This window comes from Streptomyces sp. NPDC045778, assembly GCF_056431945.1.
The window spans coordinates 154731-170507 of the sequence record NZ_JBWKJZ010000020.1; the positions used below are offsets into that span (position 1 = coordinate 154731).

At 72.3% G+C, this 15777-nt stretch carries 14 protein-coding genes and 1 pseudogene; 10 read left to right on the plus strand and 5 right to left on the minus strand.

The annotated features are described in order from the left end of the window. Positions 1 to 93: 93 nt before the first annotated feature. The 4 genes from AC07GB_RS25115 (at position 94) to AC07GB_RS25130 (ending at position 3795) form a co-directional block, all read left to right on the plus strand. Positions 94 to 897, plus strand: a complete 804-nt coding sequence (locus tag AC07GB_RS25115) for an AAC(3) family N-acetyltransferase (protein WP_478849063.1) — start codon at positions 94 to 96, stop codon at positions 895 to 897. Positions 898 to 965: 68 nt separating this feature from the next. Further along, entirely contained in the window at positions 966 to 1892 is a 927-nt protein-coding gene (locus AC07GB_RS25120; protein WP_478849065.1) for an ABC transporter ATP-binding protein, read from the plus strand. Between the two features lie 80 nt (positions 1893 to 1972). Then, on the plus strand, positions 1973 to 2689 hold the full coding sequence (locus AC07GB_RS25125; RefSeq protein WP_478849104.1) for an ABC transporter permease: 717 nt from the start codon (positions 1973 to 1975) through the stop codon (positions 2687 to 2689). 86 nt (positions 2690 to 2775) lie between these two features. Next, complete coding sequence (locus AC07GB_RS25130; RefSeq protein ID WP_478849067.1) at positions 2776 to 3795, plus strand: COX15/CtaA family protein; 1020 nt, start codon at positions 2776 to 2778, stop codon at positions 3793 to 3795. Positions 3796 to 3849: 54 nt separating this feature from the next. Here AC07GB_RS25130 and AC07GB_RS25135 read toward each other — a convergent pair whose 3' ends face one another. Both AC07GB_RS25135 and AC07GB_RS25140 read right to left on the minus strand, forming a co-directional pair. Continuing rightward, a complete protein-coding gene (locus tag AC07GB_RS25135; protein WP_478849069.1) occupies positions 3850 to 4938 on the minus strand; it encodes an amidohydrolase family protein in 1089 nt (362 codons plus the stop codon). Positions 4939 to 5037: 99 nt separating this feature from the next. Further along, entirely contained in the window at positions 5038 to 5415 is a 378-nt protein-coding gene (locus AC07GB_RS25140) for a hypothetical protein (RefSeq protein ID WP_478849071.1), read from the minus strand. 124 nt (positions 5416 to 5539) lie between these two features. Between AC07GB_RS25140 and AC07GB_RS25145 the strand changes: the two genes are divergently transcribed. Then, the gene (locus tag AC07GB_RS25145; protein WP_478849072.1) at positions 5540 to 6790 is read left to right on the plus strand and encodes an AMP-binding protein; all 1251 of its coding nucleotides are present in this window, start codon (positions 5540 to 5542) and stop codon (positions 6788 to 6790) included. A gap of 63 nt (positions 6791 to 6853) precedes the next feature. Here the strand turns inward: AC07GB_RS25145 and AC07GB_RS25150 are convergent, their stop codons facing one another. Beyond that, positions 6854 to 7807, minus strand: coding sequence for a heme o synthase (locus AC07GB_RS25150; protein ID WP_478849074.1), 954 nt, complete (start codon positions 7805 to 7807; stop codon positions 6854 to 6856). Positions 7808 to 8186: 379 nt separating this feature from the next. Between AC07GB_RS25150 and tkt the strand changes: the two genes are divergently transcribed. From tkt to pgl, 5 genes are read left to right on the plus strand one after another with little or no spacing between them, the layout of a single operon-like run. Continuing rightward, entirely contained in the window at positions 8187 to 10280 is a 2094-nt protein-coding gene (gene tkt, locus AC07GB_RS25155) for a transketolase (protein ID WP_478849076.1), read from the plus strand. A 33-nt stretch (positions 10281 to 10313) separates the two neighbouring features. After that, positions 10314 to 11456: a transaldolase gene (gene tal / locus AC07GB_RS25160; RefSeq protein ID WP_478849078.1), complete on the plus strand. Its 1143-nt coding sequence runs from the start codon at positions 10314 to 10316 to the stop codon at positions 11454 to 11456. A 4-nt stretch (positions 11457 to 11460) separates the two neighbouring features. Beyond that, positions 11461 to 12993 (plus strand): glucose-6-phosphate dehydrogenase, encoded by a 1533-nt coding sequence (zwf, locus tag AC07GB_RS25165; protein ID WP_478849080.1) that lies wholly within the window; start codon positions 11461 to 11463, stop codon positions 12991 to 12993. Next, positions 12990 to 14075, plus strand: coding sequence for a glucose-6-phosphate dehydrogenase assembly protein OpcA (gene opcA / locus AC07GB_RS25170; RefSeq protein WP_478849082.1), 1086 nt, complete (start codon positions 12990 to 12992; stop codon positions 14073 to 14075). The genes zwf and opcA overlap by 4 nt, the downstream gene beginning before the upstream one ends. Then, positions 14072 to 14872 (plus strand): 6-phosphogluconolactonase, encoded by an 801-nt coding sequence (pgl, locus tag AC07GB_RS25175; RefSeq protein WP_478849084.1) that lies wholly within the window; start codon positions 14072 to 14074, stop codon positions 14870 to 14872. The genes opcA and pgl overlap by 4 nt, the downstream gene beginning before the upstream one ends. 81 nt (positions 14873 to 14953) lie before the next feature. Here pgl and AC07GB_RS25180 read toward each other — a convergent pair whose 3' ends face one another. Further along, a complete protein-coding gene (locus tag AC07GB_RS25180) occupies positions 14954 to 15394 on the minus strand; it encodes a hypothetical protein (RefSeq protein WP_478849086.1) in 441 nt (146 codons plus the stop codon). Positions 15395 to 15523: 129 nt separating this feature from the next. Further along, positions 15524 to 15777 (minus strand): annotated as a pseudogene (locus tag AC07GB_RS25185) (glucose-6-phosphate isomerase); the annotation flags it as partial.

Consider the following 15777-nt stretch of genomic DNA (forward strand, 5'->3'; position numbering starts at 1 on the left):
TCACTTAGGCAAACCTAAGCTGACCTGCGAAAACGATCACCGATCGATCAAATCAGTGGCGCTTCCGAAAGCTTTCCAGAACACTTCTTGAGCATGTCGACACCCCCTGTGACCGGGCCTTTGTGCACGCGCGCCACGCTCGCGGACGAGCTGCGCGCGCTCGGCGTGCGCCCCGGCGACACGCTCTTCACCCACACCTCGCTCAGCTCCCTCGGCTGGGTCTGCGGCGGCGCGGAAACAGTCGTCCTCGCCCTGCTCGACGCCCTCGGGGACGAGGGCACCCTGGTGGTCCCCACCCATTCGTCGGACAACTCCGACCCCGCGGAGTGGCAGCACCCGCCGGTGCCCGAGGAGTGGTGGCCCGTGATCCGCGCCTCCATGCCCGCGTACGACCCGCGCACCGCGCGCGTGCGTGGCGTCGGCGTGGTCCCGGAGACCGTGCGCACCTGGCCGGGGGCCGTGCGCAGCGCCCACCCCCAGACCTCCTTCGCGGCCGTCGGCCCGCGCGCGCGAGAGCTGATGGCCGAGCACGCCCTGGACTGCCGCCTCGGCGAGCGCAGCCCGCTGTCCGCCCTGGAGGCCGCGGGTGCGCGCGTGCTGCTCCTGGGGGCGGGATTCGACTCCTGCACGGCCTTCCACCTGGCCGAGTACCGGCTGCCCGCGCCGCTGGTCGAGAACTCCTTCGCGGTCATGACGGACGAGGGCCGCCGCTGGATGACGGTGCGCGAACCCGCCATCTCCGAAGAGCGCTTCGACGAGCTGGGCGCCGCCTTCGAGAAGGAGCGCCCGGTGACGCGGGGCCTGGTCGGCGCCGCCACGGCCCGCCTGTTCCCGCTGCCGGACGCGGTCGCGTACGCGCGTTCGTGGCTGGCCGAGCACCGGCCGCACCCCGCCTGAGCGGGCCCCGGCCCGGGCCGACCGGCCCCCCGCCCACGACCCCCGCGGCCCTCTCTAGACTTCCCGTCATGGGAAATGAGTCCGTCGTCCAGGTCCACGGCCTGGTCAAGCGGTACGGGGCGAAGACCGCGGTGGACGGCCTCGACCTGGACGTCCGCGCAGGCACCGTGACCGCGGTGCTCGGCCCGAACGGCGCCGGGAAGACCACCACCGTCGAGACCTGCGAGGGCTACCGCACCCCCGACGCCGGGACCGTCCGCGTCCTCGGCCTCGACCCGGTCACCGAGGCGGCCCGGCTGCGCCCGCGCATCGGCGTGATGCTCCAGTCCGGCGGCGTCTACTCCGGCGCCCGCGCCGACGAGATGCTGCGGCACGTCGCCACGCTGCACGCCCACCCGCTCGACGTGGACGCCCTGATCGACCGCCTCGGCCTGGAGTCCTGCGGCCGCACCGGCTACCGCCGCCTGTCCGGCGGCCAGCAGCAGCGGCTCGCCCTCGCCCTGGCCGTCGTCGGCCGCCCCGAGCTGGTCTTCCTCGACGAGCCGACCGCCGGACTCGACCCGCAGGCCCGCCGAGCCACCTGGGACCTCGTCCGCGATCTGCGCCGCGACGGCGTCTCCGTGATCCTCACGACCCACTACATGGACGAGGCCGAGGAGCTGGCCGACGACGTCGCCGTCATCGACGCCGGCAAGGTCATCGCCCAGGGCAGCCCCGATGAGCTGTGCCGCGGCGGCGCCGAGAACACCCTGCGCTTCACCGGCCGCCCCGGCCTCGACGTCGGCTCGCTCCTCAAGGCCCTGCCACCGGGCTCCGCCGCCGCCGAGCTGACCCCGGGCGCCTACCGCGTGAGCGGCACCGTCGACCCCCAGCTGCTCGCCACCGTCACCTCCTGGTGCGCGCAGCACGGCGTCATGCCGGACCGGATCTCCGTCGAACGGCACACCCTGGAGGACGTCTTCTTGGAGCTCACGGGTAAGGAGCTGCGGTCGTGACAAGCGCCCCCGACACCACGCACACCACCGGTACGCCGGGGACGTACGCCCCCGCGCCGGGCGCGGCCCCGCTCTCCCGGATGATCCGCGCGCAGGCCGTCCTGGAGACGAAGATGCTGCTGCGCAACGGCGAGCAGCTGCTGCTCACCATCGTCATCCCCACGCTGCTGCTGGTCCTCTTCAGCGCCGTCGACGTCGTCGACACCGGTGAGGGGAAGGCCGTGGACTTCCTGGCCCCCGGCGTCCTCGCGCTCGCCGTCCTGTCCACGGCGTTCACCGGGCAGGCCATCGCCACCGGCTTCGAGCGGCGCTACGGCGTGCTCAAGCGGCTCGGCGCGTCCCCGCTGCCGCGCTGGGGCCTCATGACCGCGAAGACCCTGTCGGTCCTGGTCACCGAGGTGCTCCAGATCGCGCTCCTCACCGTGATCGCCTTCGCGCTCGGCTGGTCGCCGCACGGCAACCCGCTGGCCGTCGTGCTGCTGCTCGTCCTCGGTACGGCGGCCTTCTCCGGGCTCGGCCTGCTGATGGCGGGCACGCTCAAGGCGGAGGCGACGCTGGCCGCCGCGAACCTCGTGTTCCTGCTGCTGCTCGTCGGCGGCGGCGTCATCGTGCCGCTCGACAGGTTCCCCGGAGCCGTGGAGTCCGCGCTCGCCCTGCTGCCCATCTCGGCCCTCTCCGACGGCCTGCGGGACGTGCTCCAGGACGGCGCCGCGATGCCGTGGGGCGACCTCGGGATCCTCGCGGTGTGGGCGGTCATCGGGCTCGGCGCGGCGGCGCGCTTCTTCCGCTGGGAGTAGCCCACGGGCCCGTCAGGGCGTAACCGGCATCACAGTTGGAGCGGATACGTCCCCCTCGTGAAGCCGTGCACAAGCGGCCCCCTACGATGGGGGCCGTGCCCAAAGTGACCCGAGCCGAAGCCGCCCAGTTCGCGCGCAACCCGCTCGCCTTCATCGCCGAGCGCTGGACCCCGACCCAGCGGACCGTCCAGCGCGCGGCCCTCGCCGCCCTCGTGATGACGGTCGTCATCGTGGTCACCGGCGGTGCCGTACGCCTGACGGGATCGGGCCTCGGCTGCCCGACCTGGCCCAAGTGCACCGACGACTCGCTCACCGCGACGAGCGAGATGGGCCTGCACGGGGTCATCGAGTTCGGCAACCGCATGCTGACGTACGCCCTGTGCGCGGTCGTCGGGTTCGCGATCATCGCGGCCCGCTCGCAGAAGCCGTGGCGGCGCAGCCTGACCCGGTACGGCTGGGCGCAGTTCTGGATCGTCATGGGCAACGCGGTCCTCGGCGGCATCGTCGTGCTCGTCGGCCTCAACCCGTACACGGTCGCGGCGCACTTCCTGCTCTCCACCGCCCTGATCGCGGTCGCCACGGCGACGTGGCAGCGCACCCGCGAGGGCGACGCCCCCGCCCGGCCGCTGGTCGGCAAGGCCGTCGCCCAGCTCGTCTGGGTCCTGACCGGGGTCACGGTGCTCCTGATCACCCTCGGCACGGTCGTGACCGGCGCGGGCCCGCACGCGGGCGACTCCAGCGACGTGCCCCGCATGAAGGTGGACGCGATCGGCCTGGACTGGGAGTCGGTCACCAAGCTGCACGCCGTCCTGGCGTGGATCGTGGTCACGCTGACCTTCGCCCTGTGGTTCGTCCTCAAGGCCGTCGACGCCCCGGCCGGGCCGCTGGCCCGCACCCGCGACCTGTTCCTGGTGCTGCTCGCGCAGGGCGTCGTGGGCTATGTGCAGTACTTCTCGGACCTGCCGGAGGTCCTGGTCGCCGCGCACATGCTGGGCTCGTGCGTGGTGTGGATCGCGGTGCTGCGGGTGCTGCTCTCGCTGCGCGAGCGGCCGAAGACGGAGCCGGGCGTCCCGGCGCAGGCCGACCCGGAGCTGACCGCGGTCTGAGGTCTGAGGTCTGAGTGCCGCTGCCGCTCGACGCCCCGCTGGTCCAGCGGGGCGTCACTCGTCCGTGAGGCCGTAGACCCGGCGCGCGTTGTCCGCCGCGATCATCGCCGCCACCCGCTGCGCGTCCGCGAGCGACCAGGCGCCCTCGGCCACCCAGGTGCCGAGCACCCGGCCGAGCGCCTCGCGGAACAGGGTCGCCCCCACCACGTGCAGCTCCGGCAGGCCGTGGGCGCCGCTGGAGAACAGGAGCTTGCCGAAGGGGGCCAGCTCCAGGATCTCCGCGAGCACGGCGGCCGCGCGGGCCCCGGTGCGCACCAGGGCCGGGCCCAGATCCGCGTACACGTGCGGGAACACGCCCGCGAGGTGGGCCGCCGCGCGGTGGTGGGGATAGCCGTGCAGCAGCACGAGGTCCGTGCCGAGCCCGGCGGTGGCGCGGGCGAAGCCGCCGAAGGAGCGCTGCGGGTCGGCGGCGCCGGTGTGCAGTTGCAGCGGCAGGCCCGAGGCCACCGCGATCCACAGCAGGTGCCGCAGCAGCACGGGGTCGGCCAGCTCGCCGCCCACCTGGCGTCCGGCGAGCCAGCGGCCCGCCGCCCCGCGCACCTCGCCGGGGCCCGGCGGCTCGGCCGGCAGCGGCCGGTCCTCGCGCAGACCCGCGACCGAGGTGAACGCGACGGCTCCGGCCGCGGCCCCGTGCACGGACTCGGCCAGGTTGGCGAGGAAGGAGTCGACGGTCCCGGAGGTGTCGGCCACCTGCTCGGCGAGCAGTTCGAGGCGCACGATCTCATGGGCGTCCGCGGCCCCGGTGGTCGCCAGCTCCCCCGGCCCCGTGAGGTCTCCGGGCAGCCCGGTGTCGACGAGGTACGTGGTGATGCCGCTGCCGCGCAGCAGGCGCCGCCCGGACTCCAGGACGCCCAGTTCCCGGCGCCGGGCCAGATAGCGGGCGGGCGGACAGTGCGGTTCGAGGCCGAGCAGCGGCGGGCACCAGCGGCGCACCGCGAAGCCGGTCTGGGTGTCGAAGAAGGTGGTGCCGGGGGCGGGCGGGCCCTCACCGCGGCCGAGGTGCGCCTCGAACGTGCCGAGTCCCAGCTCCGTGCGCAGGACTCCGTGGCAGTGCTGGTCCACCAGGGACGGCGTTTCGATCATCCTGGCTCCCCTGCGTGGACCGTACTCCTACGGTCCTAACGGGTGACCTGGCGACAGGTGTTGCTCACCTTGTCACTCCGTGCCCGCCCCGGGCGCGTCTCATCCGCCCGAGGGGCCGCCGATCTGGATGCCCGCCATGCGCGTCCATTCGTACGGACCCGTGCGCACCTTGGCGGCGAACTCGCCGTCGAAGTCGTCGTGGACCGTGATCCCGGCCTTCTCCACGGCGCTCAGGGCGATCGCGTGGGTCGGCGCGACGAGGTCGCCCCAGCCGCCGTCCTCGCCGACGAGGACGATCCGGGAGCCCCGCTGCCCGATGTACGCGACCTGCCCCTCGGCGCCGCCGTGGGCCCGCGCGAACGCGGTGATCTCCTTGGCCAGCCTGGCGGCCTTGCGCTCGGCGCGCGCGGCGGCCTTGTCGGCCGTGACGTCCTTGGCCGCGCCGGCCGTCTGCTCGCCCTGTTCCGTGTCTGCCATGGCACAGGATGCTACCGACGAGTAGATCGTTCGGCGACGCCTGGGTGGCGTGGTCTGGGCCACGGTCCCACGGCGGGTGCGCGCGGCCGTTCCCCCTTGCGGCGCCCCGTGGTAGGACGAGGGCATGTCCGGTCTGCTGGTCGGCGAGGTCGTCCGGTCCGCCGCCGGGGCCGCACCGCACCGCCCTGCCGTGGTGCACGGCGGGCGCGCGATCACCTTCGCCGCTCTCGACGCGGCCGCCGACCGGGCCGCGGGGCACCTGGCGGCCTGCGGTGTGCGCCGTGGCGACCGCGTGGTGTGGCCCCTGGCGGCGGCTCCGGTGGAGGCGCTCCTGGTGTACGCGGGGGCCGCGCGCGCCGGGGCGGTCCTCGTGCCGCTCGACCGGGGCGCGTGGTCGGCCCGTGTCGTGCGGGCGGCGGCGCCGCGTCTGGTCCTGACGGACGCCGAGCGGGCGGCGGAGGGCGCGCGGTTCGCGGCGGCGACGCGGGCACGGCACGCCGTCCTCGCCCAGTACGTCGTCCGCGCCGAAGACGTCGTACGTGCCGAAGACGTCGTACGTGCCGAAGACGTCGTACGTGCCGAAGACGTCGTACGCGCGGACGGCGGCGGGCCCGGGAAGCCCGAGGAACCCGCGGTGCGCGGGGAGCCCGAGGCACCCGAGGCACCCGCGACGCCCGAAGCACCCGAGGAGAAGGACCCCCACCTGGTGCTCTTCGCCGGGGCGGGGCGCCCGCGCGGCGTGGTCCTCTCGCACCGGGCGAGCGTCCTGCGTGCGCACTGCGGAGGCCGGCCGGAGCCGCCGGGCGTCCTGGTGTGCGGCTTCCCCGCGGGGCACTGGGGCGTGTGGACCGCCGTGCTGCGGCAGTGGCAGGCCCGGGGCACCGTCGTGCTGCCGGAGGGGCCGGGCGCGGGGGCGATCTGCGCGGCCGTGCGCGAGCACCGCGCGACGGGCCTGGTGTGCCCGCCCGACGTGTGGTGGCAGGTCCTGGACGCGGCCCCGCACCACCTGGCCACGCTGCGCCGCGCCGACACGGAGACGGCGGCGGGCGCCGCTCCCCCGCGCCTGCTGGAGGCCATCCGCACCGCGACCCCGGAGGGCCGGGTCCGCGCCTTCCTCAGCACGCCCGAGGCGGGGGACATCGCCGCCCTCGACCACGCCGACGTGCGGGTCAGGCCCGGCAGCTGCGGGGTGCCCGCGCCGGGGACGGCGGCCCGCGTCGCGCACGGCGAGCTGTGGGTGCGCGGCCCGCTGCTCTTCGACGGGTACCTCGGGGACAAGAAGGCCACGGACGCGGTGCTGCGGGACGGCTGGTTCCGCACCGGCCGCGCGGCCCGCCTGGACGGGGACGGCCATCTGCACCTCACCGACGGCTGAGCCCCCGGAACGCGCGACGGCCCCGTCACCCGGAGGGCGACGGGGCCGAGCGGAGTCGAGGGGCTAGCGCAGGAACGGGTCCACCGCGACCGCCACGAACAGCAGCGACACATAGGTGATGGACCAGTGGAACAGGCGCATCTCCTTGAGCTTGGTGCCGGTCGCCTCCGCCTTGGCGCGGTTCTGGAGGGCGTGCGCCTCCCACAGCCACCAGCCACCCGTGGCGAGGGCGACGGCCGTGTAGAACCAGCCGGTGTAGCCGAGCGGCTGGAGCAGCAGCGAGACCAGGACCATGACCCAGCTGTAGAGGACGATCTGCCGGGCGACCACCTTGTTGGAGGCGATGACCGGGAGCATCGGCACGCCCACGCGCGCGTAGTCCTCCTTGACCCGCATGGACAGCGGCCAGTAGTGCGGCGGCGTCCAGAAGAACATCACGAGGAAGAGGATGACGGGCGCCCACGACATCGAGTTGGTCACGGACGACCAGCCGATGAGCACGGGAAGACAGCCCGCGATACCGCCCCAGACGATGTTCTGGGAGGTGCGCCGCTTGAGGATCATCGTGTAGACGACCACGTAGAAGAGCAGCGCGCCGAGGGACAGCCAGGCGGACAGCCAGTTGACCGCGAGCCCGAAGAGCAGCGTCGAGACGACGGCCAGCGTGATGCCGAAGGCCAGACACTCGCGAGGGCTGACCATCCCGGTGACCAGCGGCCGCTGCGACGTGCGCTCCATGAGGGCGTCGATGTCGCGGTCGTACCACATGTTCAGCGCGTTGGCGCCGCCCGCGGACAGGTAGCCGCCCAGGCAGGTGAGGAACACCAGCTTCAGGTCGGGCACGCCCTGCTCGGCGAGGAACATCACCGGAACGGTGGTGATCAGCAGCAGCTCGATGATCCGCGGCTTCGTCAGCGCCACGAACGCCTTGACTCGGGCCCCGAACGGCCGGTGGCTCGGGCTCTGGCTCGTCCCGAGCGTCCCCACTGGACGGGATTCAACGGCCGTCACGCACACCCCTGACAGAGACTCCCAGCAAGCCTCGCGGCGGACCTTCAGACATGAAGATCCGGTAAAGGCTCGCGCGTACCACGCCACTGTAGACGTTGCCCATACCTGGCCCTTCGCGGGGGTGGGTTCGTGTTGGGCGTCCATGCGAGCGGTCTTCGGGGCCGGGCGCGCGAACGGACACCCCGGGCGGAATCGGAACCCAGATGAGCGGTCCCGACTTCACATGGTGAGAGCGGTGTCGCCCGTTCGGGAGGCGGATCCGAGCGGGCCCCGGCAGTCTGGAATGACTCGAAAAAATGCACGTTCTTACAGGGGTAGGCTCGACAGCGGCCGGTGGATTCCTGCCACCGGCATTCGACATTGTGGAGAGGAGCCCTGACCCAGGGTGAGCATGAAGCCGACCACCACAGACCTCGAGTGGACCGATCTGGACCAGCGGGCCGTCGACACCGGCCGGGTCCTGGCCATGGATTCCGTACAGAAGGTCGGCAACGGCCATCCGGGTACGGCCATGAGCCTCGCGCCTGCCGCGTACACCCTCTTTCAGAAGGTGATGCGACACGACCCGGCGGACGCCGACTGGACCGGCCGGGACCGATTCGTGCTCTCCGCGGGGCACTCCTCGCTGACCTTGTACATCCAGCTCTACCTGGCCGGTTTCGGTCTTGAGCTGGACGACCTGAAGGCGTTCCGCACCTGGGGCTCGAAGACCCCGGGCCACCCGGAGTACGGCCACACGGTCGGCGTGGAGACCACCACGGGCCCGCTCGGCCAGGGCGTGGCGAACGCCGTGGGCATGGCGATGGCCGCGCGCTACGAGCGCGGTCTCTTCGACCCCGAGGCCGCCCCCGGCACCTCGCCGTTCGACCACTTCATCTACGCCATCGCCGGTGACGGCTGCCTCCAGGAGGGCATCTCCGCCGAGGCGTCGTCGATGGCCGGGCACCAGAAGCTCGGCAATCTGATCCTGCTGTGGGACGACAACCACATCTCGATCGAGGGCGACACGGAGACCGCGGTCTCCGAGGACACCGAGAAGCGCTACGAGGCCTACGGCTGGCACGTCCAGCGCGTGGAGCCGAAGGAGGACGGCGACCTCGACCCCGCCGCGCTGTACGCGGCGATCCAGAAGGCCAAGGCCGTCACCGACAAGCCGTCCTTCATCGCGATGCGCTCGATCATCGCCTGGCCCGCGCCGAACGCGCAGAACACCGAGGCCGCGCACGGCTCGGCGCTCGGCGACGAGGAGGTCGCGGCCACCAAGCGCGTCCTGGGCTTCGACCCGGAGCAGACCTTCGAGGTCGCCGACGAGGTCCTGGCGCACACCCGTACGGCCCTGGACCGGGGCCGCGAGGCCAAGGCCGCCTGGGACAAGTCGTTCCAGCAGTGGCGCTCCGCCAACGCCGAGCGCGCGGCGGAGTTCGACCGGATCGCCGCGGGCGAGCTGCCCACCGGCTGGCAGGAGAAGCTCCCGGTCTTCGAGGCGGGCAAGGGCGTGGCGACGCGTGCCGCCTCCGGCAAGGTCCTCCAGGCGCTCGGCGCGGTCGTCCCCGAGCTGTGGGGCGGCTCCGCCGACCTCGCCGGGTCGAACAACACCACGATCGACAAGACCTCGTCGTTCCTGCCCGCGGACAACCCGCTGCCGGAGGCGAACCCCTACGGCCGCACGATCCACTACGGCATCCGCGAGCACTCCATGGCCGCGGAGATGAACGGCATCGCGCTGCACGGCAACACCCGTATCTACGGCGGCACCTTCCTGGTGTTCTCCGACTACATGCGCAACGCCGTGCGTCTGTCCGCGCTGATGCACCTGCCGGTGACGTACGTGTGGACGCACGACTCCATCGGCCTCGGCGAGGACGGCCCCACCCACCAGCCCGTCGAGCACCTGGCCTCGCTGCGCGCCATCCCGGGCCTGAACGTGGTCCGCCCGGCCGACGCCAACGAGACCGCGATCGCCTGGCGCGAGATCCTCACGCGCTACACCAAGGAGTTCGGCAAGGGCGCCCCGCACGGTCTGGCGCTGACCCGTCAGGGCGTGCCGACGTACGACCGCGAGGTCACCGAGGGCGCGGCCAAGGGCGGCTACGTGCTGTTCGAGGCGGAGGGCGGCGCCCCTGAGGTCGTTCTCATCGGTACGGGCTCCGAGGTGCAGCTCGCCGTCGAGGCGCGCGAGCAGCTCCAGGCGGCGGGCGTTCCCACGCGGGTCGTCTCGATGCCGTCGGTGGAGTGGTTCGAGGAGCAGGACCAGGGGTACCGCGACAGCGTGCTGCCGCCGTCCGTCAAGGCGCGCGTGGCCGTCGAGGCGGGCATCGGTCTCACCTGGCACAAGTACGTCGGTGACGCGGGCCGCATCGTCTCCCTGGAGCACTTCGGTGCGTCGGCGGACGGAAAGGTCCTCTTCCGCGAGTTCGGATTCACGGCCGACGCGGTGGCCGCGGCGGCACGGGAATCGATCGCGGCAGCTCAGCGCTGACGCCCCCATACGACCAGTAGGAGATGTAATTCCATGACAGACGCACTCAAGCGCCTCTCCGACGAAGGCGTCGCGATCTGGCTGGACGACCTGTCGCGCAAGCGGATCACGTCCGGCAACCTCGCCGAACTGATCGACCAGCAGCACGTCGTGGGCGTCACGACCAACCCGTCGATCTTCCAGAAGGCCATCTCGTCCGGTGACGGCTACGAGCAGCAGCTCGCCGACCTCGCCGCGCGCAAGGTGACCGTCGAGGAAGCGGTCCGCATGATCACGACGGCGGACGTCCGCGACGCCGCCGACATCCTGCGCCCGGTCTTCGACGCCACGGGCGGCCAGGACGGCCGCGTGTCGATCGAGGTCGACCCGCGCCTCGCGCACAACACGGCGGCGACGGTCGCCGAGGCCAAGCAGCTCGCGTGGCTGGTGGACCGGCCGAACACGCTGATCAAGATCCCCGCGACCAAGGCGGGCCTGCCGGCGATCACCGAGGTCATCGGCCTCGGCATCAGCGTGAACGTGACGCTGATCTTCTCCCTCGAGCGCTACCGCGAGGTCATGGACGCGTACCTGGCCGGCCTGGAGAAGGCCAAGGAGCGCGGCCTGGACCTGGAGAAGATCCATTCGGTGGCGTCGTTCTTCGTGTCCCGCGTGGACACCGAGATCGACCAGCGTATCGACGCCCTCGGCACCGACGAGGCCAAGGCGCAGCGCGGCAAGGCCGCTCTCGCCAACGCCCGGCTCGCGTACGAGGCGTACGAGGAGGTGTTCGGCTCTGCCGACAAATCGACACAGCCCTCGGACCGCTGGGTCGCGCTCGACAAGGCGCACGCCAACAAGCAGCGTCCGCTGTGGGCGTCGACGGGCGTCAAGGACAAGGCGTACAAGGACACGCTGTACGTCGACGACCTGGTCGCGCCCGGCACGGTGAACACCATGCCGGAGGCCACCCTCGAGGCCACCGCCGACCACGGCCAGATCACCGGCGACACCATCGCCGGGACGTACGAGCAGGCGCGCGCGGACATCGAGGCCGTCGAGAAGCTCGGGATCTCGTACGACGAGGTCGTGCAGCTCCTGGAGGACGAGGGCGTCGACAAGTTCGAGGCGTCCTGGAACGACCTGCTCAAGTCGACCGAGGCCGAGCTGAAGCGCCTCACCCCCTCGGAGGGCTGACACCTTGACCGCAGTTCATGGAGCCAATCCGCTTCGTGACGCCGCGGACCGACGGCTCCCGCGCATCGCGGGGCCGTCGGGCCTGGTCATCTTTGGCGTAACGGGCGATCTGTCCCGAAAGAAACTCATGCCCGCGGTGTACGACCTCGCCAACCGCGGTCTGCTGCCGCCGGGCTTCTCGCTGATCGGCTTCGCCCGCCGCGAGTGGCAGGACGAGGACTTCGCGCAGGAGGTGCACGACGCCGTCAAGGAGCACGCGCGCACGCCCTTCCGCGAGGAGGTCTGGCAGCAGCTCATCCAGGGCATGCGCTTCGTCCAGGGCAACTTCGACGACGACGACGCCTTCGAGCAGCTCAAGGCCACCATCCAGGACCTGGACAAGAAGCAGGGCACGGGCGGCAACTTCGCCTTCTACCTGTCGGTGCCGCCGAAATTCTTCCCCCAGGTCGTCCAGCAGCTCAAGAAGCACGGCCTCGCGGACGCGCCCGAGGGCTCGTGGCGGCGCGCCGTCATCGAGAAGCCCTTCGGCCACGACCTGAAGTCGGCCCAGGAGCTGAACGCGATCGTCCACGAGGTGTTCGCCCCGGACCAGGTCTTCCGGATCGACCACTACCTGGGCAAGGAGACCGTCCAGAACATCCTGGCGCTCCGCTTCGCCAACCAGATGTTCGAGCCGATCTGGAACCGGTCGTACGTCGACCACGTGCAGATCACCATGGCCGAGGACATCGGCATCGGCGGCCGCGCGGGCTACTACGACGGCATCGGCGCCGCCCGTGACGTCATCCAGAACCACCTGCTCCAGCTCATGGCCCTCACCGCCATGGAGGAGCCCGCCTCCTTCGACGCGGACGCGCTGGTCGCCGAGAAGGCCAAGGTGCTCGGCGCCGTACGCCTGCCGAAGGACCTGGGCCGCGACACCGTGCGCGGGCAGTACTCCGCCGGGTGGCAGGGCGGCGAGAAGGCCGTCGGCTACCTCCAGGAAGACGGCATCGACGCGAAGTCGAAGACCGACACCTACGCCGCCGTCAAGCTGTCGGTGGACAACCGCCGCTGGGCGGGCGTCCCGTTCTATCTGCGCACCGGCAAGCGCCTCGGCCGCCGCGTCACGGAGATCGCGGTCGTCTTCCAGCGCGCCCCGCACTCCCCCTTCGACCACACGGCGACGGAGGAGCTGGGCCAGAACGCCATCGTGATCCGCGTCCAGCCGGACGAGGGCATCACGGTCCGCTTCGGCTCCAAGGTGCCCGGCACGTCCATGGAGATCCGGGACGTGTCGATGGACTTCGCCTACGGCGAGTCCTTCACCGAGTCCAGCCCCGAGGCGTACGAGCGCCTGATCCTGGACGTCCTGCTCGGTGACGCCAACCTGTTCCCGCGCACGGAGGAGGTCGAGCTGTCCTGGAAGATCCTCGACCCGATCGAGGAGTACTGGGACACGAACGGCAAGCCCGCGCAGTACCCGTCCGGCACGTGGGGGCCGGTCGAGGCGGACGAGATGCTTGCACGAGACGGACGGAGCTGGCGCCGGCCATGAAGATCGACCTTACGGACACCACGGCCAGCAAGATCAACAAGGCGCTCGTACAGGGCCGCCGAGCGATCGGCACCCCGGCCGTGGGCATGGTCCTGACCCTCGTCATCGTCACCGACGAGGAGAACGCGTACGACGCCCTGAAGGCGGCCAGCGAGGCCTCGCGCGAGCATCCCTCGCGCACGCTGGTCGTCATCAAGCGCGTCTCGCGCTCGCCCCGGGACCGCACGTCCTCCCGCCTGGACGCCGAGGTCCGCGTCGGCGCCGACGCGGGCACCGGCGAGACGGTGGTCCTGCGCCTGTACGGCGAGGTCGTCCACCACGCCCAGTCGGTGGTGCTGCCGCTGCTCCTGCCGGACGCCCCGACCGTCGTGTGGTGGCCGGTGAACGCCCCGCTCGACCCCGCCCAGGACCCCCTGGGCGCGATCGCCCAGCGCCGGGTGACCGACACCTACGCCGCCGAGCAGCCCGTGCAGGAGCTGACCGCGCGCGCCGAGGCGTACCACCCCGGCGACACCGACCTGTCCTGGACCCGGATCACGCCGTGGCGCTCCATGCTCGCGGCCGCCCTGGACCAGGTCACGTGCGAGGTCACCGCCGCCGAGGTGGAGGGCGAGGAGTTCAACCCGAGCGTCGAGCTGCTCGCGATGTGGCTCGCCGACCGGCTCTCCGTACCGGTCAGGCGCAGCCTGTCCACGGGCCCGGGCCTGACCGGTGTGCGCATGGAGACCAACTGCGGCCCGATCGTGCTCGACCGGCCCGACGGCGCGCTCGCCACGCTCTCCATCCAGGGCCAGCCGGACCGCGCGGTGGCGCTCAAGCGCCGCGAGACCTCCGAGCTGATCGCGGAGGAGCTGCGGCGCCTCGACCCGGACGACACGTACGCGTCGGCGCTGAAGTTCGGCGTGGACCGGCTCGGCGAGGCGGCGGCGCGGTCGACCGCCTCGGCCAAGGCCACGGAGGAGCGGGGCGCGTCCGGCTCCGCCCCGGCCGAGCAGGCCCCGGAGGGCGGCGGTCGCGCGTCGAAGAAGTCGGCTTCCGCTTCCGCGAAGAAGGCCCCCTCGAAGAAGGCGGCCGCCAAGTGACCGCCGCTCCCCAGCTCGTCGTCCACCGCGACAAGGAGCTGATGGCTCAGGCCGCCGCGGCGCGCCTGATCACGAAGATCGTCGACGCGCAGGCGGCCCGGGGCTCCGCCTCGGTGGTCCTGACCGGCGGCCGCAACGGCAACGGCCTGCTCGCCGCGCTGAGTTCGGCCCCCGCGCGCGACGCGGTGGACTGGTCACGGCTCGACCTGTGGTGGGGCGACGAGCGGTTCCTGCCGGAGGGCGACCCCGAGCGCAACTACACGCAGGCCCGCGAGGCCCTGCTCGACGCGGTGCCGCTGGACCCGGCGCGGGTGCACCCGATGCCCGCGTCCGACGGCCCGTACGGGGTGGGCGCCGACATGGACGGCGCGGACGCCGCCGCCGAGGCGTACGCGGCCGAGCTGGCCGCGGCGGCCGGTCCCGAGGACCATGGGGCCGTGCCGACCTTCGACGTGCTCATGCTGGGCGTCGGCCCGGACACGCACGTGGCCTCGCTCTTCCCCGAGCTGCCCGCGGTCCGCGAGACGGAGCGGATGGTGGTCGGCGTGCACGGCGCGCCGAAGCCGCCGCCCACCCGCATCTCGCTGACGCTGCCCGCGATCCGGTCCGCCCGCGAGGTGTGGCTGCTCGCGGCCGGCGAGGACAAGGCGAAGGCGGTGGCGATCGCCCTGTCCGGTGCGGGCGAGATCCAGGCCCCCGCGGCGGGCGCGTACGGCCGCTCCCGCACCCTGTGGCTCCTGGACTCGGCAGCGGCCTCCCAGCTGCCCCGGGATCTGTATCCCCCGGCGTCACCCTGACCGCACACCCCGAAGGGCCCCGATCCTCTGCGGACCGGGGCCCTTCGGCGTACCGCCGTCGTCAGAAGCCGTCAGAAGCCGTCAGAAGCCGTCACAGACAGCGGTGGCGACCACACCCTTGGCCATGGCCGTACGGGTGGTCCCGTCGGCGGTGACCTTGCAGTGGACCGTACCGCCGGAGGGACCCGTGGTGACGACGAGCGTTCCGCCCTTGAGGAAGCCCGTCGTCTTCAGTTCCTTGCGCCACGGCGGGTCGATGTCGGTCACCTGGTTCTGCGACAGGCTGCCGTCGCCGTAGGTCGAGTAGGTGATCGTGACGTCCTTGGCGTCGCCGGTCACCTCGTACGTGACCCTGATCTCGCGGTCGGTCTCCTCGTCGATCTCGTGTCCGATGCTCACGAGCAGTGCCGCGCAGCCGCCCGCGAGCAGCAGCACCACGCCCAGAAGCACCCAGGGCCACTTCCGGCGCTTCCTCGGCTGCGGTGGCGGTACGGGGGCGGACCAGCCCTGCTGTCGCGTCATGTCCGCCATGCTTCAGCGGCGCCCTGTTCCCCGCAGTCCGGAGCGGCGCCGGGTGGGCCATGCGGGTGAAACGGCGGGGCGGGCCGGGCCCGGCGGGAGGGCGCGCCCCCATCGGGCCCGGCCGAGGGCTCAACGTCCGCGCAGCTCCCGGTACTTCGCGACCAGCGCCTTCGTGGACGGGTCCAGGCCCGGCACGTCCGCGCCCTCCGTCAGGGCGGGTTCGACGCGCTTGGCGAGGACCTTGCCCAGCTCCACGCCCCACTGGTCGAAGGAGTCGATGTTCCAGATCGCGCCCTGGACGAACACCTTGTGCTCGTACAGCGCGATGAGCTGGCCGAGGACCGAGGGGGTGAGTTCCCGCGCGAGGATCGTCGTCGTCGGGT

Bases quoted from the DNA above. Each gene is read 5' to 3' on its own strand.
- AC07GB_RS25115 (WP_478849063.1), top strand. From the start codon at position 94: ATGTCGACACCCCCTGTGACCGGGCCTTTGTGCACGCGCGCCACGCTC.
- AC07GB_RS25120 (WP_478849065.1), top strand. From the start codon at position 966: ATGGGAAATGAGTCCGTCGTCCAGGTCCACGGCCTGGTCAAGCGGTAC.
- AC07GB_RS25125 (WP_478849104.1), top strand. From the start codon at position 1,973: ATGATCCGCGCGCAGGCCGTCCTGGAGACGAAGATGCTGCTGCGCAAC.
- AC07GB_RS25130 (WP_478849067.1), top strand. From the start codon at position 2,776: ATGGGGGCCGTGCCCAAAGTGACCCGAGCCGAAGCCGCCCAGTTCGCG.
- AC07GB_RS25135 (WP_478849069.1), bottom strand. From the start codon at position 4,938: ATGATCGAAACGCCGTCCCTGGTGGACCAGCACTGCCACGGAGTCCTG.
- AC07GB_RS25140 (WP_478849071.1), bottom strand. From the start codon at position 5,415: ATGGCAGACACGGAACAGGGCGAGCAGACGGCCGGCGCGGCCAAGGAC.
- AC07GB_RS25145 (WP_478849072.1), top strand. From the start codon at position 5,540: ATGTCCGGTCTGCTGGTCGGCGAGGTCGTCCGGTCCGCCGCCGGGGCC.
- tal (WP_478849078.1), top strand. From the start codon at position 10,314: ATGACAGACGCACTCAAGCGCCTCTCCGACGAAGGCGTCGCGATCTGG.
- opcA (WP_478849082.1), top strand. From the start codon at position 12,990: ATGAAGATCGACCTTACGGACACCACGGCCAGCAAGATCAACAAGGCG.
- AC07GB_RS25180 (WP_478849086.1), bottom strand. From the start codon at position 15,394: ATGACGCGACAGCAGGGCTGGTCCGCCCCCGTACCGCCACCGCAGCCG.